Here is an 18,495-nt window from a genome sequence, read left to right as displayed (position 1 = left end):
AAGCAGCGCCCTCCGCGGTGCGCCCATTCGATCATCGATGAATGAAGACGCAGTTCAAGGCTGACATGGCTTGGTAGAGGGAAGGAAACTGGAGGCTAACCTCTTCCAGTTGTGACGCATCCCTTTGTCCCTTTGCGATTGCCATTCACGCTGGCGGTGATCGGAGTGGCGGCATCATGATCGAGGTGTTGATTGTACGCTCATCGAAACTCCCGCGCCTTCAGCTTGATGGTCTCGAGCGACAGATCGGGAATGTAGATGTCCCGCACCTTGTGAGGTTCGTGCATCTGGGGCGCTGGTGGCTGAACCGCTTCCAGTGCCCGCTGCTCGCGTCCACGCTGATCCGGTGAACCGCCATGGTGGAACTCGTCGCCCCGGCCGTGTGGCAGCGGGAACGGCGCATCCTGCTCGCTCAGACTGGCAAGTGTGGCTGACATGTCGGTCAGCTTGCGCACCACGACGTGCACGACCTCGCCTTCCCGCTGCACATAGCCTTCGACACCCAGCATGCGTGCCGCCAGCACCACGCGCCGATGTGCTTCAAACACCTTCGACCAGACCACGAGATTGGCGATGCCCGTTTCGTCTTCGAGCGTGATGAACATGACGCCCTTGGCCGATCCCGGCTTCTGCCGCACCAAGACAAGTCCGGCGAGCTTCACCGAGCGTCCGTTGCGCAAGGTGTTGGCCCGTCCGCAATCAGTCATGCCCTGCTGCGCAAGCTCGGGCCGCAGGAAGGCGATGGGATGCTGGCGAAGCGTGAGGCCGGTGTGGGTGTAGTCCTCCACCACCTCGCGGCCGGCCGTCATGGGCATGAGCACAACGGCGGGCTCCACAAGCTCGGGCACGGTCTCTTGCTCTTCGCCCCGCATGGCCGAGAACAGCGGCAAGGGATCGTTGCGCAACCCTTTGATGGCCCAGAGCACGTCACGGCGGCCGAGCTTGAGCGATGGCCGGAACGCATCGGCCTTGGCCAGCTTCAACAGGCTCGCACTCGGCACGCGCGTCTGTCGCCACACATCCTCGATGCTGGTGAACTTGCCGTGGCCTCGTGCGGCGACGATCTTGGCCACGTCGTTGTTCGACAGTCCACGCACTGTGCGCATGCCAAGCCGCACCGCGAACTCGCCTTCGGCATCGCGTTTCGGTTCCAAGGTGCAATCCCAATGCGAGGCGTTGATGCAGACCGGCAGGATTTGAACGCCATGCTCGCGGGCATCCCTGATGATGGAAGCCGGGGCATAGAAGCCCATCGGCTGGGCATTCAGAAGGGCGGCACAGAACACGTCCGGGTGCCAGCATTTGATCCATGACGAGGCATAGGCGATCAGCGCAAAACTCGCCGCGTGGCTTTCGGGAAAGCCGTAGGAGCCGAAGCCTTCCAACTGGCTGAAGGTGCGGTCGGCGAACTCGCGGGTATAGCCGCGTTCGACCATGCCGTTGATGAGCTTGTCCTTGAAGTGGCTGACCCCTCCGGTGAACTTGAAGGTCGCCATTGCGCGCCGCAACTGATCGGCCTCGGACGGGGTGAAGCCCGCACATTCGATGGCGACCCGCATCGCCTGTTCCTGGAACAGCGGCACGCCCAATGTCTTGCCGAGCACGCGTTCGAGTTCGGGCTTGGGATACTCGACCGGTTCCTTGCCTTCGCGGCGGCGCAGGTAGGGATGCACCATGTCGCCTTGAATGGGGCCGGGGCGAACGATGGCGACCTCGATCACCAGATCATAGAAGGTGCGCGGTTTGATGCGGGGCAGCATCGCCATCTGCGCCCGGCTTTCGATTTGGAAGGTGCCGAGCGTGTCGGCCTTGCGGATCATCGCATAGGTGCGCGGGTCTTCCGGTGGGATCGATGCGAGATCGAGCACAGTGCCCTTGTGCTTGGCGAGCATGTCGAAAGCGTGCTTCATGCAGGTCAGCATGCCGAGGGCAAGGCAATCGACCTTCATGAACTTGAGCGCGTCGATGTCGTCCTTGTCCCATTCGATCACCTGACGGTCGGCCATCCGTGCAGGTTCGATCGGCACGAGTTCATCCAAGCGGTCGCGCGTCAGCACGAAGCCACCCGGATGCTGGGACAGATGACGGGGTGTGCCAATCAGTTGGCGGGCGAGATCGATGGCAAGCCGCAGGCGGCGATCCGCAAGGTTGAGGTTGAGTTCGGCCGCATGCTTTTCCTCGACACCCTCTTCCGACCAGCCCCAGACCTGTGAGGCGAGGGCACTGACCAAGTCGTCTGGCAGACCAAGCGCCTTGCCTACGTCGCGCAGGGCACCACGTGCCCGGTAGCGGATGACGGTCGAGCACATAGCCGCGTGATCGCGGCCGTAGGTGTTGAAGACCCACTGCATGACGACCTCGCGCCGGTTGTGCTCGAAGTCCACATCGATGTCGGGCGGCTCTTTCCGCTCCTGCGAGACGAAGCGTTCGAACAGGAGATCGTTGGTCTCGGGGTTGATCGAGGTGATGCCGAGCACAAAGCAGACGGCGGAGTTCGCGGCCGAGCCCCGGCCTTGGCACACGATGTCCTGAGACCGGGCGAAGGCCACGATGCTGTGGACAGTCAGGAAGTATGGCGCGTATTCCAAGCTCGCGATCAGTGCGAGTTCACGCTTGAGCGTTGCGGCGACGCTTTCCGGCACGCCATCGGGGTAAACCTGCTCGGCTCCTTCCCATGTGAGCTTCTCCAGCGCCCCTTGTGGCGTCAGGCCATCGACGACCGCCTCCTCCGGATACTGGTAGCGTAGTTCGTCCAAGCTGAAGCGGCAGCGGTCAGCGATCTCTGCCGTGCGCCTTAAGGCCTCGGGGTAGGAACCGAACAGGCGCTGCATCTCGACGGGAGGCTTGAGAAAGCGGTCGCTGAAGCGCTCGCGACGCAGGCCGAGTTGGTCGATGGTGCACTTCTCACGAATGCAGGTGACGACATCCTGCAAGATGCGTCTGCCGGGCTCATGGAACAGCACATCGTTGGTGACGACGGTTGCTGCACCGGCTTGAGCAGCGAGCAAGCTCAGCCCATGCAAACGCATCTGGTCGCGAGGACGGCGGCGCAGGGTCAGCGCGCAATAGGCCCGGCCGGGGAACAGGGCGACAAGCTGCGCAAGCTGGTCGGCGCATCTCGCGTCAGCCTCGTCGGGCAGTAACACGGCGAGCAGGCCATCGGCATGTTCTGCCACATCCGTCCACCCGATCCGGCAGTTGGCCTTGCCACCGCGCTTCTTGCCGATGCTGAGCAGCCGGCAGAGATGGGCATAGCCTTTCCGCTCCATCGGATAGACCAAGAGCGACGAGCCATCCGTCAGGTCGAGCCGGCAGCCCACGATCAGCCGCACGCCCGTGGTCTTCGCCGCCTCGTGGGCGCGCACAATCCCAGCCAAGCTGTTGCGGTCGGTAATCGCGAGCGCACCGATGCCCATGACCGCTGCTTGGGCGAACAGTTCCTCACAGGACGACGCGCCACGCAGGAAGGAGAAGTGCGAGGTGACCTGGAGCTCGTTGTAGATCATGCAAAGAGGCCGTGCATGAACCAGTGATGCGGGCCGGTGTCGGGATGCACGCTTTCGCTTTTGCGGAAGAGCCAGAAGCGCAGGCCCGCTTCGTCCTCGACATGGAAGTAGTCGCGCGTGCCGAGCATCTCGGCATCCGACCTGATCCATTCGCCGTGCATGCGCTCGGGGCCGTCCGCGCGGATCACGCGGTGACGCGTGTTGCGCCATGTGAAGGTCGCAGGCGGATGGTCGGGCAGAAGGGCAACCGTGGTGATGGGCTCGGGCGGCGAGAACAGGCGCGACGGGCGTGGCCAGTTCTCCGGCCAGCGCAGGGAGGTTGGGTTGCTGAGCGGTGCAACCCGTCGCACGGAGCGCTCGGGCAGATCGCTCTCGACCAGGGCCATGCGGTAGAGCCGTTCTGCGCCGACGCGCGAAGCGAGCGTATCGACCAGCGTCGTCACATCGGCACGTGCCTTCTCACCCAGCGTGCCGGTCGGTTTGTAGTCGAGAGGTTCAGCGACTAAGGCTGTCAGCGTCATGCGCTCGACGCCAAAGCCCGGATCGACCGTTTCCAGTCTGCTGAGCAGCAGACGCGACAGGTGTTTGGGCTCGCGTCCCGGTTTGGCCGTGCCGATGCGGATCGCCTCCACACGGGCGTCGATGCGATGGAAGAGGAGATCGAGCTTGCGCGCGCCCATGCCGCCTTTCTCAAGACGGACACATAGGTCATCGACGAGAAGCCCCGTGTAGCGTTGCAGCGTCTCGGGGGCTGAGATCGGTTCAGGAAAGCCACGTGTGACGCTGATCAGATCGGGGACGACGACCGGCGTGATGGGCTCGGCGATGTGTCCGGTTGCCTGATCGAGACGACGACTGAGTTCCGTGCCAAAGCGATGGACAAGTGGGGCGCGTGGACGGGCGAGCAGATCGCGCACGCGCTCCAAGCCCATGACCTTGAGACCTAACACGGTCTCGGCGGGCAGGCGAAGGGCCCGCACGGGGGCGAGCCCAAGCGCTCTCTTCTCCGAAGGGAAGTCATGGACGTTGATCTGCATCGGCATGGTGCGAGCCAGTGCATGGGCTGCGCCATAGGTACTGGCCATTGCCGCTTTGGCTTCAATGCCCGCCTGTCCGAGCCGCAAAACGATGTCGTTGAGCATCGGATACTCGCCACCATGCAGATGCGTGGCACCCGTGGCGTCAATCGCCAGCCCATCCGGTGCGTCGGCGGCAACCACGGGCGAGTAGCGCTTGAGCGCCCAAGCGGCGAGGCGAGCAAGATGCGCTGCATCCTCATCTGGTTCCGCTTCGAAGGTCGCAAGATCGGGCAACAGCGCCTGCGCTTGGGTCGCGGCCATGCCTGGCCAGATGCCCAGCCTGCGTGCCGAGTCATTGACGGCGAGCACTGCCCGCCTGTTGCCCTCGCGACCGGCCAGCACCACCGGGGTCTCACGCGTGGGCGCGGCGGTCCCAAGCCTGCGCGACAGACGGTCGGTCGCCCAAGTCGGCAGGAACACCGAGATAACCTTCCTCATCGCAGCCCTCGACGATCCATTCCGAACTCTCACCCGCCCGCACACGCATCAGTTCGACCAGCCAGCGGGCGCGGCTGATCCCGGGAACAGGAAGAGGACCGGACGGCACCGCCGTGATGCGCCATCGTGTGACGGCAGCGGTCGGGGAGCCGAAGTCGGCGGCTTCGGCCGGCCGCCGCCAACGGCGCACCGCGATGCCGATGGTGCCGGTGCTTTCAGCTGCCAGTTGCAGGCGGCGTGATGCGGTCATGGGAAGGCGCGCAACTTCCGCGACGACCGCGACCAGCCCACCATGGCGCAAGCCTTCCTCGAAACAGGCGAGGACGGCGTCATTGCTCCCGGCTTCCACATAGATCACGCGATCAGGATCGAGCCCGGCCTGAGCGAGTGCTGGGGCAAAGAGATCAGGTGTCGTTAGGCACCACAGCACCCAGCCATCGAGGCGTGCGACAATTCCCGCCGAGAAAAGGGCCGCCGCTGCTGCATCGACCACGCCTACACCGCCGCCAGCGACCTCATGAAGCGCACCGAGCGCCAGCCCGCCGCTCGGCAACGCCTTATCCATCGCAGGCATGCCGAACGGTAAAGCCGGGTAGCTGGTCCGTTCGCCCGCTTCGATCTGCGCCACTTCGGCACGCAGCGCCTCAAGGGCTGAACTCGTTCGTGAGGCAGACAAGACAGGCCCTCGCGGATCACAGATAGGACTTTGTTCCTTATCTGTTCCGGTGCCTGCGGGGAGTCAATGAGGGAGAGGATCAAAATTAGGGATAAGGTCCTAGGACGACACTTGGCGTTCGGCGAGTTGTTGATGGCGATTGGCGCACTTGCGCCACCCCTGCAGAGTCAACTACGCCGCACAAATTGTCCCCGTTATTCTATTTACCATCCCTGGATTTGGACTCGGAACGAGTCGCGAATGAGTCCCGTTGAGTCGTCACCTCGCGGCGTTCGACCCTTGTCCGAGTCGAGTAGACTCGCCGCTTCACTAATTATATTTGGGTGTTGTTATGGCAGCGCGTTCGACATGGAAAGGATACTTGAAGCTGTCGCTTGTGTCTTGTGCGGTCGGCCTTTATCCTGCAACGACATCTTCTGCGCGCACCTCTTTCCACACCATCAACCGCGATACTGGCAACCGGGTGAAGCGCCAGTTCATCGACAGTGAAACGGGCGACGTGGTCGAAACGGAAGATCAGGTTAAAGGCTATGAGGTCGGCAAGGGTTCGTATGTGATCGTCGAGCCGGACGAGCTTGATGCCATCAAGATCGAAAGCACGCACACCATCAACATCGAACGCTTCGTGCCGCGCGACGAGGTCGACGAGCGCTATCTCGACGTTCCCTATTATCTCGCGCCGGAAGACAAGGTCGCGCAGGAAGCATTCGCCGTTATCCGCGATGCGATGAAAGCCAAGGACAAAGCCGGTGTCGCCCGCATCGTGCTCGCCAACCGCGAGCGTATCGTGCTGCTCGAGCCCCACGGCAAGGGCGTGCTCGCGACGATCCTGCGCTATCCGTATGAGGTAAAGCCCGACGAAGCCTTCTTCGAAGAACTACCGGACGTTGAGCTGCCAAAGGAAATGAGCGAGCTTGCTGCGCACATCATCGACAAGAAGGCAGGCAAGTTCGATCCCACCGAGTTCGAGGACCGCTACGAGGAAGCCGTGCTTGCGCTCGTGAAGTCCAAGCAGAACGGGAAGGATCCCAAGCCCATCAAGGAGGGCCGCAAGGCATCCAACGTCATCAACCTCATGGACGCGCTCAAGAAGAGCATTGCCGCCGAGGGTAAGGGTGGCAAGAGCGACGAGGGTGAGGGTGATGAGAAGGCTGCGCCAGTGAAGCGGACGCGCAAGGCGGGCGGCAGTGCTGCTCCGTCCCGATCGTCCAAGAAGACTGCGACGACTGCGAAGCTCAAAGCGGGCGCGGCGAAGACCGCCGCGTCACGCGCCACGTCCAAGAAGAGCCACGCGCCGCTAAAGAAGGCCTCATAACCGCATGGCAAGGGTCGAGCATGATGGCGGTGGAGGCGGCAGCGCTGGAAAGAGCGCCAGGCCGCCCGCATCGAGGTCGAAGCTTTCCGCCTATCGCGCCAAGCGCAACTTTGCGACAAGTTCCGAACCCAAGGGCCGCTCCGCCCGGCGTAAGGGCAATCGCTTCGTCATCCAGCGCCATGATGCGCGCCGTCTGCACTTCGATCTCCGCCTCGAACTCAATGGCGTGCTCAAAAGCTGGGCCGTCACCCGCGGCCCAAGCCTTGACCCCAAGGACAAGCGGCTTTCCATCCACACCGAGGACCATCCGCTCGAATACCTATCCTTCGAGGGCGTGATCCCGAAGGGCGAGTATGGTGGTGGCACCATGATCGTTTGGGACCACGGCACCTGGGTGCCGGAGGGCGACGCGGACGCAGGCCTCGCCAAGGGCCATCTCGAGTTCACGCTTCAGGGCACGCGGCTGCAGGGCCGCTGGCACCTGATCCGCATGAAAGGAAGGGGCAAGGAAGCCAAGGAGCCATGGCTGCTGGTCAAGGGCGAAGACGAGCATGCGGTCGAGGAGGGTGGTTCGCATCTCGTTGAAAGCGAACTGACCTCGCTTTTGACGGGACAGACCAACAAGGAACTCGAAAAAGGCGGGGTTGTCCGCAAGGACCATGCCGCGCGGCAGGCTGTAACGAGTTCGACTGTTAAGAGCACGGCGAAAGCTGCCCGCGCCAAGCCCGCGCTGCGAGCGATCTCGAAAGCAAAGAAGGCGCTGCTGCCTGTCTTCGTCGAGCCAAGCCTCGCGACCCTCGTGGATGTGGCGCCGTCCGGTCCCGAATGGCTGCACGAGATCAAGTTCGACGGCTATCGCCTTCAGGCGCGCATCGACGGCAACACGGTCAAGCTCCTGACCCGGAAGGGTCTCGACTGGACATCGAAGTTCAGAGCGATTGCCGAGGCGCTGAGGGCTATGAAGCTCGGCTCGGCGCTGATCGATGGCGAGGTGGTGGTCGAGACGGAAGCAGGCTTGTCGTCCTTCTCGGCCTTGCAGGAAGCTATCAGCAACGGCCAGTCGGAGGGCATGGTGTTCTATGCCTTCGACCTCCTTTATCTCGATGGGACGAGCACGGCTGCGGCACCGCTCGTCGAACGCAAGACGCTGCTTTCGACTCTCTTCGAGGATGCCCCGGAAGGGGGCACGATCCGCTTCGCCGAGCATATCGAGACTGAAGGGGGTGCCATGCTACGCCATGCCTGCCGCTTGGGACTCGAGGGCATTGTCTCCAAGCGCAAGGACCAGCCCTACCGTTCGGGGCGGGCGCATTACTGGCTCAAGACCAAGTGCACGGATCGTCAGGAACTGGTGGTGGCAGGGTTCATGCCCTCGACCACGGCGGCGAAAGCGATCGGCTCGCTGATCCTTGGCACATACGAGAATGGCGACCTCATCCATGTCGGCCGTGCCGGCACGGGCTTCACCGAAGCGGTCGCGCGTGACATCTACAAGAAGCTCGCACCCCTCAAACGCACCACGCATCCGTTCCGGGAAAAACCATCCGCCCTCGCGTCGCGCAATGCCCGCTGGGTGGAGCCTGAGTTGGTTGCCGAGGTGGAGCTACGCGGATGGACGGCGGACGGGCAGGTTCGTCATGCGGCCTTCAAGGGCCTGCGCGAGGATAAGGACCCGCGTGAGGTGGTGCGGGAAACGCCAGAGAGGGCGCAACCGAAGCAAGGCATCAGGGCTGCGAGCAAAGCCAAGACCAAGCACACTGCTTCAACGCGTGCCGAGTCCATCCAGGCGGACCATTTTGCGCTCACGCATCCCGACCGCATCTTCTGGCCCGACATCGGTTTGACCAAGCTGGGCCTGGCCGAGTTCTATGCCGAGATCAGCGACTGGATCCTGCCCCATATCGTCAACCGTCCGCTCTCGCTCCTGCGCTGCCCGAACGGCATCGAGGGCGAGCGCTTCTTCCAGAAGCACGCTTGGGCCGGGATGGACGATGCCATCCAGCGCCACGAGATGAACGGCGAGGAACTGATAAGCATTCGCGACATCGATGGGTTGATCGCATTGGTGCAGGCCGGCGCGCTCGAAATCCATCCCTGGGGTTCGACGCTCGACAAGCTCGAGCAGCCCGATCGCATCACTTTCGATCTCGATCCGGATGAGGGCCTCGACTGGCAGGATGTGGTCGCAGCGGCGTTCGAGGTGAAGGACCGCCTGGCAGCACTCAAGCTCGAAAGCTTCGTGAAGACCTCAGGCGGCAAGGGATTGCATGTGGCGGTACCAATCACGCCCAAGCGTCAGTGGGACGAGGTGAAGAGCTTCACCAAAGGCTTTGTTGAGCGGATGGCGAAGGACAGCCCGGAGCGCTACACAGCCAGCATTGCCAAGCGCTCACGCGCGGGCCGGATATTTGTCGATTACCTGCGCAACGGACGAGGTGCGACGGCGGTTGCGGCCTACTCGACCCGCGCGAGGGCAGGGGCGCCGGTCTCGACGCCGGTTGCATGGGACGAGCTAAGGCATGGTGTCCGGCCGAGCCAGTTCACAGCAGAAAATTTTGTTCGTCGCATTGGTGTAAGGATGAACAATCCTTGGGACGGGTTCGACGATGTTTCCTCGCTGCGTTGGAAAGGCGAAAATGTCCGGTCCGAATAGGCTGAATAGCGAGCTGGATTAGTGCACGCTTCGATGCAAATGCCGCAAACCTATATTTGGCAGTTTGAATAAGAGCAGCTGATTGGTTTGAACCCGACCAAGCACGGAGTGCGTGGGCCGCCGAAGCGACCAGACTTTCCCAATGGTGGATTAGCCTATCTTGTCCCAGCTGAGATACGTTGTGTTAGCAAGCCTTTTCGGTTCAGGCGCTTGGATTGGGATGCGACGAATATCGATGAGTGGAGGTGCATAGCTATCAGCCTGCCAAGGCAAGCCTGCCATTCCGGCTGACTTCATTTTTGATCTCAGTGATCAGGGTGGTCACGGCTTCATTCCGCGTCTTCTTTGCACGGCGCACGACGTAGGCAAGCGAAGGCGGCTGGGGCAGGGGCGAACCGATCATCTCCATTTCTGGGCGCAGGTGACGATCACTTAGCAGCGCAACGCCCAAGCCCGCCTTGACCGCAGCAACAATGCCTGCAGCACTGGAACACTCAAAGACAGTTTCCAAAGCCACATGGTTGTCCTGCCCGACATCCAGCGCCCAATGACGATAAAAGCAATGGTCGTCAAAGGACAGAAACGGGATCGGCAAATCGTAGCGCAAGGCCAACTCGCGTGACTTCACCCAGTGAAGCTTCTCCCGCATCAGCACAATGTCGGTCGGACGAACTTCGTGGGCAAAGATCTGAAGGATGCCCAGGTCCAGTTCCTGACGCTCAAGCATAGCCCGCAGAACCAAGCTCATCCGCACCTTTGTTCGTACGCCAACCTGCGGGTGTAGCCGTTTGAAGCGCCCGAGAATGTGTGACAGGTCAGAACAGGTGGTGTCTTCTGTGAAGCCAAGCATGATGCGGCCTGCGAGCTCTGATCGCGTAAGGCTAAGGAGTGCTTCGTCATGCAGGCCGAGGATTCGTGCCGCATAGTCGAGCAGGCTTTCCCCTTCGGTGGTGAACAGGCTGCCGCCAGGTGTGCGGGTCAGGAGTGTACAACCAAGACTGTTTTCCAGCCGTTTGATTTTGTGGCTGATCGCAGACTGGCTGAGCCCCAGCACTTGGGCCGCGCGTGTCACACCGCCATGCAACTTGATCGCACGCAGCGCCCTCAAAGCCTCAATCTCAAGCCGCTTGGCATTGATCTCAGTCACGGCGCGTCAGCTCCAATACAAATGAGGTGAAGTGACCCATAACAACTAGCTTTGCAAACGGTAATGACACAGAAAGGGGCTTTGTCATGGTTTCATGATGATTTGTCATGCGCTTCATGCTGAGAATTTCGTTAATTCGGGTGTTCATAACCAACACCGCATGGCTCTCGCTTTGTCCGCTCCGAATACCCCACAGTCGCCCGCCCTCTTTCCTGCGCTGGCTGGTCTCCTCGTGATTGGCTGGAGCTCGGGCTTCGTCGGCATCCGCTATACCAATGAACAAGCAAGCGTCGCTCTGCTCCTGTTCTGGCGAACACTGTTGTCGGGCCTGATCATGCTGCCCTTCGCCCTCGCCATCGGTCCCCGGCTCAAGCTGGGTGCCGTGGCGTCACAGATGGGGTTCGGTGTGATGGCCGTCTTCATCTACCTTGGCGGCTTCGCACTGGCGATCGAGCAGCGCGTTCCGACAGGGCTTGTGGCCCTCATCGCCGACCTCGTGCCTCTCGCCATCGCGGCCATGTCCCAGCCGCTCTTGGGCGAACGGCTCTCGCGGCGCCAATGGCTGGGCACTGCGATCGCAGTCTCGGGCGTGCTCATCGTCTCGTTCGACAGCCTAAGCTTTGGAGCGGCACCTCTCTGGGCGTATGGGGTGACGATCGGTGCCATGCTGGTGTTTGCATGGGCGTCCGTGTTGCGCCGCGGGCGTGAGAGCCTGAACATGCCCGTGCATCAGAGCCTTTGCATCCATTCACTGACCGGAGCGGTGTTGTTTGGCGCATGTGCACTCGCGCAGGGCGGGCTGGCGCCGCCACTCACGCGCGAATTCGCCATCGGCATGGCGTGGCTCGTGTTGATCGCCACCTTTGCTGCTTATTCGGTCTACTACACCATGCTACGCCTGTTCCCCGTCGCCAAGGTCAGCGCAGCCATCTATCTGAGCCCCCCTGTCACGATGCTCTGGGCTTGGGCACTCTTCTCCGAACCGCTCACCGCTGCCATGTTCTCTGGGCTGGCCGTGACGTTGCTGGGCGTCTGGCTGACCGTGCGGAACTGATATCCATGGCGGCCGGCGGATGCGCTCAGCGTCAGCGACGAAGTCAAGAGCGAGATGGCAGCTTTTCAATGTTCCTGTTCAGACCCGGACTGACCGCTTCCGGCCCAACTGTCGCCATTCCGCTTTGCGCCTCAAGACCGCCCCGGTTCAGCTTCGGCTGGCCGAGGCCAAGATCCCGCCACAAGCCCTGGATCGCGTGGCGGCCGAACACTTGTGGGCGCTATCAGAAGAGGCGACTGGCGTGCGGTTTTAAGCAATCTTGCGAGGAGACGCACCTAGCCAAGTATCTGATCATTGTCGCATCGGGCTCCCGGCGTTGCACGAGTTGAGAACACTTCGGTTGCCTTCGGTCTTTCGATCATCCAGCCAAGCGACAGGAGCATGCAAGCCCTGCGCCTTTAAGCACTGATCGTCCTTTATCATCACACGTCTGAGCGCGGGGTTCGTCCCATTGTCCGTTTGAACGCCTGCGTGAAGGCACTCTGGGACTTGTAGCCAACCTCCCCGGCGACCGCTGCAACGCTCGAACCTGCCGCTAGCTTCTGCCGAGCCAAAACCATGCGCCAATAGATTAGGTAATCTATCGGTGGGCGACCAACACGTCGCGTGAACTGCGAGGCGAAGGCCGAACGTGACATGCCGACCTCTCGCGCCAGCATTGGCGCCGTCTAGGGGAGCGTGACATGATGGTGCATCAGGCTGAGCGCTTTAGCCAAGCGTGGATCTGCTAGCGCGGCGATCCAGCCGAGACTGTCATATGGCCCGGCGGCAACAAAGGTGCGGACAGCTTCGGCAACAAGTATTTCGGCCAAGCGGGCAGCGATAAGTGCGCTTCCAACGTCCGCAGTTTGGACCTCAGCCTGCAGCGACTCCAATGTCCGCGAAATGGCTGCCGCGCTTGGCGACGCACGGTCGATCCGAAGAAACCGCGGTAGGGCCTCGAGGACAAACGGGGCGCAACCATCTGCAAAGCCGCTGCCGCCTCCAATCATTGCGACATCGCAATCCTTTCCCAATTGTACCGCGTCCTGACCTTGGCCAGCGTAAAGCTCCATGCCGTCGACCGGTTCGACACTAGGATCACTTGCCACCGTGTAGCGCGTATCGCTGAGAAGAACGACGTCTCCTTTTTCTAACAATTCGGGCTCCATGTCCGAGAGTATGAGCCAGCATTGGCCCTGCGTTACTGCAACGAACTTAAGCCGTGACCGCCCGTCGAAGGTCAGAGCCCACTCGCCCGACGCCTCAAGACTGGTTCCACGGACGTTTCGGGTGCCGAGAACGGCTACAACTTGAGAGAACGGATCGAACATGGTTTTGGCGGATCGCGACAAGGAAGTGGTCAGTCAAACATAGAGCCGCTCATGGTCGCGTCATAGAGTGAGCCTCTCGAAGTAACGGAGGTCATCATGAGCATTGAGAACAAGGTCATCGCAATCACGGGAGCTGGCCGTGGCATAGGACGGGCAACAGCGCTGCATCTAGCTGCACGTGGAGCGTGCCTTGTGCTGGGAGCGCGGAGCGAAAGCGAGATTGCCAATGTGGCGCGCGAGATCAAGACCGGAGGCGGAAAGGCCCATTGTCTTTCGGCCGATGTGACTGTCCGCTCGGACCTTGATGCCTTGGTTGGACTTGCTCAAGAACGCTTTGGCCGGCTGGATGTGATGGTCAATAACGCTGGAATTGGTCCAATCTCACGGTTCGACGCTCTACGAGTTGAGGATTGGGATGCTATGATTGACGTGAACCTGAAAGGCGCACTCTACGGCATAGCCGCAGCGCTCATACCTTTTGCGGCGCAGCGAGGTGGGCACATCGTAAATGTCATTTCCACAGCCGGCCTCAAGATTGTTCCGGCGATGGGTGTTTATGCGGCAACCAAGAATGCGTTGCGAACTGCAACCGAGGCACTTCGACAAGAGTGCGTGCCCGGTCTTCGGGTCACGGAGATTTCCCCGGGCTTTATCGACACGACTTTCGTCGAGTCGTCAGTTTCTGAACCTAGCGTTCGCGAAGAGGTTAGTCGGCGAAAGCAGGAACTCGCAATTTCCCCTGATGCCATAGCGCGGGCAATTGCCTTCGCGATCGAGCAACCTGACGATGTCGAGATCGGCAGCATAGTTGTGCGACCGACGGCGCAGGACTGAGTAGCTGAGCCCGTGACGCACATAAGCTTTCGGACACTGCGATCGTTTAGTTCCACCCCGATGACGAGGTAGAATGGGAATGGCGACTTTGAACTGCAACTGGCGTACCAGCGACGCGGATGTGAGACGTGCGATCGATGCAGCACACGTGGCGCTCGGATAGGTCGCCTCGGCTGCAGGACCGTTGTGATGATCTGGAGATGATCTTCTTAAGGTGATGCGCACGCTCCTCGTCGCAGGGAGAGCTTCGCAGGGTGAAGAAGTCCTCTGCAACGCCAACGAGTTCGGCGTCCTTGGCAACTCCCACGGCGATGTCAGGTTAGATGGGCATCTCGAACGACCTCACAGGTAGTAGGCGAGGGGCGGCGATGCCGTGATATTCTAAGCCTAGGCCAGATATGGATGGCAGCTTCTAGTTGATTGTGCCTGAAGCCAGACGGTCTGCTTCCGGCCCAACCCCGCCATTCCGCTTCGTGCCTCAACTCGGTCACTAAGCTCGCGCCGCGCGAGTTTCGAAGTGTACATTTAGCGTGTGCGTTTTGCGCGCGTGCGGGCTCGCCCGGCTATGGCGAGATGAGCGAACCATTTCCTCATAAACCACGGATCTCTCCTGACCGCTTAGACTGGGAACTCGCCGCCAACCGCGTCCTGCCTCCCGACCCGCTGGCCGCCCTGCGCGGTCCGAGCGAGGTGCGACAGGTACGCATTCGTCGCATCTTCGAAAATTAGTCAGCCTCTAATGTTTCTGCTCTGCTGCGGGCAGCGCAGAAGTCGGAGCAGAAAACGAAAAAGGCTCTCTTGTAAATTAAAAGATACACTTGTATCGGTGGGTTGGGCTGCGCTTCTCGACGGGTGGAGATTTGTCGGCAGCGTGTTCCTGAACGCTCGCATCCATTTTGGGAGGACATCATGAAGACCCTTTTCCGGCTGTCGGTAGCCGGCCTCTTGCTCGCATCTGCGTCAGCCTTCGCACAGGATGCCGCACCCGGCACGGCGAAGAAGGATAGCTACCGCTTTGTCATCGTGCCGAAGGTCGTCCATCCGTGGTTCGACAAGGTGAATGACGGTGCCAAGCAGGCCGCCGCCGCCATTGAGGCGCAGACTGGCTCAAAGGTCGTGATCGAATACAGCGCGCCTCAGCAGGCTGACGTCGTACAGCAGAACCAGATCCTAGAAAGCTCGATCGCGACCCGTCCGGACGGCATTGCCATCGACTTGCTTGATCCGGCCGGCAACCGCGCGCCGCTCGAAGACGCCGTCGGCCAAGGGATACCTGTCACCATCTTCGACTCGGTCGCACCGGAAGGTATGGAGCTGACCAGTATCGGCAATGACTTCTGCGAGCAGGCCTCGATAGCGTCACGCCGTCTCATCGAGTTGCTTGGTGCAGAAGGTGGCGAAGTTGCCATTATGATGGGCGTGCCGACCGCACCGAACCACGCCATCCGCGCCGAATGCCACCAGAAGGTGTTCGCCGAGAATTCGAAGATCAAGGTCGTCGCCACAGGCATCGACAATGACGACATAGAAACGGCGCAGAAGCAGGCCGCAGCAATCATGCAGGCCAATCCGAACCTTAAGGGCTGGGTGGCCTCTGACGCTGCCGGCCCGATCGGAATTGGTCAGGCGATCAAGGAAGCAGGCAAGACCGGAACCGTGAAGCTTGTTGGTCTGGACGATCTCCCTGAGATGATCCAGTTGATCAAGGACGGCGTGGCTGACTCTTCCTCCTCGACCAAGCCGGAAATGCAAGGATACTGGTCTGTCATGACCATGTGGCAAAAGGCGACCGGCATCGAGACGCCGAAATATATCGACACCGGCATCGCCGTTTTGACGCCGGACAACGTCAAGTAAGTTCACCCTTCCAGGAACAAATCACGCGGGGCAATGGTCATTTGCCCTGCGTTTCAGGTCAATACGCCTCGCCTTTGCACGGCAACGCGTACCGACCATGTTCAACCGTCTGAGACGGATGACCGTCGCCCTTCGGAAAAGGTGAGATCCGTGGCATTTCTCGAAACTCGTGGGCTCGGCCGGGACTTCCCTGGCGTGACAGCCCTGAACAATGTCGACATCACAGTTGAACTCGGCCGCGTCCATGTCTTCGCTGGCGAGAACGGCGCCGGCAAATCAACGTTAGTAAAACTTTTGACCGGCGCCTATACGCCGTCGCGCGGCACAATCCGCATTGGTGGCAAGGATCCGCTCGATGATGCGAACCTGTTCCGCAACATCGCGTATGTGCCGCAGGAGCTGACCCTCTTTCCGCACATGTCGGTCGCCGAAAACCTCTTCCTGCCGTACAGCCGTTCCGGCCATGGTGGTGCGATCGTCAGCCGCAAGCGCCTCGAATCGGAGGCGGCCGAAATTCTCACGCGTTTCGGCATTTCGGCCCACTCGTCCGATCTCGTTCGCACCATCTCCGTTTCCGATCAACAATTGCTGCAGATCGCGCGGGCATCGACCAACAAAGAGATGAAGGTCCTCATTCTCGACGAGCCGACCTCGTCGCTCACCCGCACGGAGGTCGATCGTGTCTTCCGCGTCATCAACGGCTTCCGTGACAGTGACCACGCTATCATCTTTATCTCGCACAAGATGGACGAGGTTTTCTCCATCGGTGACGACTACACGGTGCTCCGCAATGGCGAGAAGGTCGCCGCCGGGCTGCTGGCCGATACTGATGCCGATGGATTGATCCGCGCCATGTCGGGCGAGGCGATCCATCTTGGCGACACGTTCCAGCCGGAAAAGGCGCCGCAAGGAGCCGGTGAGACCATCTTGAAAGTGCGCGGCCTTGCAGGCAGGCAGTTTGACAAGGTCGATTTCGACCTGAAGCGTGGCGAGATTTTGGGGTTTGCTGGACTTGTCGGCGCGGGCCGTTCGGAAGTGATGCAGGCAATCTTCGGATACCTGAAAGCCAAGTCCGGCACCGTCGAATTGGAGGGCAAGCCTTGGAAACTCGGCGACACTGCGGCATCCATCCAGAACGGCATGATCTACCTCTCGGAGGAGCGCAAGCATCACGGTATCTTCCCGTTGATGACGGTCCGAGACAACATCGGTTTGTCGCTCTACGGTCAGACGGCATCCGGTTTGGGCATCTCCTCGGGGAAGGAGAGATCCGTGGTCGCCGACATCATCAGAGCCTATGACATCAAGACTGCGGGTATGAACAAGCAGATCGTCTTTTTGTCCGGTGGCAACCAACAGAAGGCGCTGATCGGTCGCGCAATGGCGCAAAAGCCGCGCATCCTGATCTTCGATGAACCGACCAAGGGCATCGACGTGAAGACGAAGGCGGAAATCTACCGCATCATGAAAAGCCTCGCAGAAGACGGTGTCGGTATCATCCTCGTTTCATCTGAGATGGACGAACTGCGGAAATGCGCGACCCGCATAGTCACCATGCATACCGGCAAGGTGACCGGCACCTTCGATACCAGCACAACCAGCACCGAGACGCTTGTCGGCGCAATATTCGGCAAGGAGAACACGTCCCATGCGGCCTAATATCATAAAGACCTTTGTCGCCAATCCGCTCGCGGGCGTCTTCGTCGCGCTGCTGGTCATCTTCATTATTTCCGCATTGATCTCGCCCTACTTCCTGACCGGCTACAATCTGTCGGTGGTAGCGCGTGCGCTCGCCTTTGTAGGCCTCGTCACCATCGGACAGGCGTCGCTGATGATCCTCGGCGAGATCGACCTCTCACTGGGCGCCATCGGCGGACTCGCAGGCGTGGTGGCAGGCATGCTGATGATGAACTACGGGTTCAACCCGTGGTTCGCCATGCTACTCGCTTTGCTCCTTGGCGCCTTTTGTGGTCTCGTGAATGGTGGGTTGGTTTCATTCCTGCGCCTGCACTCGCTGGTGCTCACTATCGGTACTGCGGGTGTTTTCGGCGGCATCAACCTTGTGCTGACCAAAGGCGTCGCCATCACCGGCATTCCGCAGAACATCCAGTATCTTGGCCGTGGCAATCTTTTCGGCGTGCCCATGCCCTTCGTCATCATGCTTGTCGTGTTGGCGATCGTCTCCTTCATGACGATCAAGACCCCGTTCGGTCGCTATATGTATGCCATTGGCAACAACCCGGCGGCGGCACGCATGCTCGGTATCAAGGTCGATCGCATCCGCGTCCTCGTCTTCGTGTTTGCAGGTGCCGTGTCGGCGCTCGCCGGCCTGCTGATGGTGGCGCGTCTGGGCACCGCGCAGCCTTCGATTGGAGCTACCTGGGTGCTGGCGCCGATCGCCGCAGCAGTCATCGGAGGCGTCACCACGACCGGCGGCGTCGGCACGCCGCTTGGCGCGATTTTCGGCGCAGGAATTATCGCCATTATCGAGAACATCATCGTGCTGTTCGGTGTCTCGCCCTACTGGCAGGGCATGGTCAGTGGCGTCATCGTCGTTCTTGCCATTTCCTTCGATGCGATCTCACGTCGCTATCTGCGCGCCGACGCGGCCTAAGCCACTGCA

At 60.8% G+C, this 18,495-nt stretch carries 13 protein-coding genes; 7 read left to right on the top strand and 6 right to left on the bottom strand.

The genetic code is table 11. The annotated features are described in order from the left end of the window. Positions 1 to 200: 200 nt before the first annotated feature. From NGM99_RS10800 to NGM99_RS10790, 3 genes are read right to left on the bottom strand one after another with little or no spacing between them, the layout of a single operon-like run. A complete protein-coding gene (locus NGM99_RS10800; protein ID WP_252818783.1) occupies positions 201 to 3,506 on the bottom strand; it encodes an error-prone DNA polymerase in 3,306 nt (1,101 codons plus the stop codon). Beyond that, positions 3,503 to 5,023, bottom strand: coding sequence for a Y-family DNA polymerase (locus NGM99_RS10795; protein WP_252818782.1), 1,521 nt, complete (start codon positions 5,021 to 5,023; stop codon positions 3,503 to 3,505). Before NGM99_RS10795 ends, NGM99_RS10800 begins: the two co-directional genes overlap by 4 nt. Next, the gene (locus tag NGM99_RS10790) at positions 4,938 to 5,699 is read right to left on the bottom strand and encodes an ImuA family protein (RefSeq protein WP_252818781.1); all 762 of its coding nucleotides are present in this window, start codon (positions 5,697 to 5,699) and stop codon (positions 4,938 to 4,940) included. Before NGM99_RS10790 ends, NGM99_RS10795 begins: the two co-directional genes overlap by 86 nt. A 331-nt stretch (positions 5,700 to 6,030) precedes the next feature. On the opposite strand from NGM99_RS10790, the gene ku reads away from it, so the two are divergent. Both ku and ligD read left to right on the top strand, forming a co-directional pair. Next, a complete protein-coding gene (ku, locus tag NGM99_RS10785; RefSeq protein WP_289852439.1) occupies positions 6,031 to 7,014 on the top strand; it encodes a non-homologous end joining protein Ku in 984 nt (327 codons plus the stop codon). A 4-nt stretch (positions 7,015 to 7,018) separates the two neighbouring features. Further along, positions 7,019 to 9,667 carry a DNA ligase D gene (gene ligD / locus NGM99_RS10780; RefSeq protein ID WP_252818779.1) on the top strand — a complete coding sequence of 883 codons (2,649 nt, stop codon included), beginning with the start codon at positions 7,019 to 7,021 and terminating at the stop codon, positions 9,665 to 9,667. 256 nt (positions 9,668 to 9,923) lie between these two features. Here ligD and NGM99_RS10775 read toward each other — a convergent pair whose 3' ends face one another. After that, entirely contained in the window at positions 9,924 to 10,814 is an 891-nt protein-coding gene (locus tag NGM99_RS10775) for a LysR family transcriptional regulator (protein ID WP_252818778.1), read from the bottom strand. A gap of 160 nt (positions 10,815 to 10,974) precedes the next feature. Here NGM99_RS10775 and NGM99_RS10770 point away from each other — a divergent pair, with 160 nt between their 5' ends. Then, the gene (locus NGM99_RS10770; RefSeq protein WP_252818777.1) at positions 10,975 to 11,868 is read left to right on the top strand and encodes a DMT family transporter; all 894 of its coding nucleotides are present in this window, start codon (positions 10,975 to 10,977) and stop codon (positions 11,866 to 11,868) included. Positions 11,869 to 12,290: 422 nt separating this feature from the next. Here the strand turns inward: NGM99_RS10770 and NGM99_RS21760 are convergent, their stop codons facing one another. Together NGM99_RS21760 and NGM99_RS10765 are read right to left on the bottom strand one after the other, a co-directional pair. Beyond that, on the bottom strand, positions 12,291 to 12,527 hold the full coding sequence (locus NGM99_RS21760) for a helix-turn-helix domain-containing protein (protein ID WP_353937404.1): 237 nt from the start codon (positions 12,525 to 12,527) through the stop codon (positions 12,291 to 12,293). Positions 12,528 to 12,536: 9 nt separating this feature from the next. Next, positions 12,537 to 13,202 carry a cupin domain-containing protein gene (locus NGM99_RS10765; protein WP_252818776.1) on the bottom strand — a complete coding sequence of 222 codons (666 nt, stop codon included), beginning with the start codon at positions 13,200 to 13,202 and terminating at the stop codon, positions 12,537 to 12,539. A 72-nt stretch (positions 13,203 to 13,274) separates the two neighbouring features. Here NGM99_RS10765 and NGM99_RS10760 point away from each other — a divergent pair, with 72 nt between their 5' ends. The 4 genes from NGM99_RS10760 to NGM99_RS10745 all read left to right on the top strand — a co-directional run bounded on the left by NGM99_RS10760 (position 13,275) and on the right by NGM99_RS10745 (position 18,486). Further along, positions 13,275 to 14,015, top strand: a complete 741-nt coding sequence (locus NGM99_RS10760; RefSeq protein WP_252819192.1) for an SDR family oxidoreductase — start codon at positions 13,275 to 13,277, stop codon at positions 14,013 to 14,015. An 831-nt stretch (positions 14,016 to 14,846) separates the two neighbouring features. Next, positions 14,847 to 15,872, top strand: a complete 1,026-nt coding sequence (locus NGM99_RS10755) for a substrate-binding domain-containing protein (RefSeq protein ID WP_252818775.1) — start codon at positions 14,847 to 14,849, stop codon at positions 15,870 to 15,872. 150 nt (positions 15,873 to 16,022) lie between these two features. Further along, positions 16,023 to 17,531: a sugar ABC transporter ATP-binding protein gene (locus tag NGM99_RS10750; RefSeq protein ID WP_252818774.1), complete on the top strand. Its 1,509-nt coding sequence runs from the start codon at positions 16,023 to 16,025 to the stop codon at positions 17,529 to 17,531. Beyond that, positions 17,521 to 18,486 (top strand): ABC transporter permease, encoded by a 966-nt coding sequence (locus NGM99_RS10745; protein WP_252818772.1) that lies wholly within the window; start codon positions 17,521 to 17,523, stop codon positions 18,484 to 18,486. Before NGM99_RS10750 ends, NGM99_RS10745 begins: the two co-directional genes overlap by 11 nt. The last annotated feature ends 9 nt before the right edge of the window (positions 18,487 to 18,495 follow it).

This window comes from Mesorhizobium liriopis, assembly GCF_024053505.1.
GTDB classification, from domain to species: Bacteria; Pseudomonadota; Alphaproteobacteria; order Rhizobiales; family Rhizobiaceae; genus Mesorhizobium_B; species Mesorhizobium_B liriopis.
Note: the sequence above shows the minus strand (reverse complement) of the source record. Positions and strands in the feature narration are given on the sequence as shown.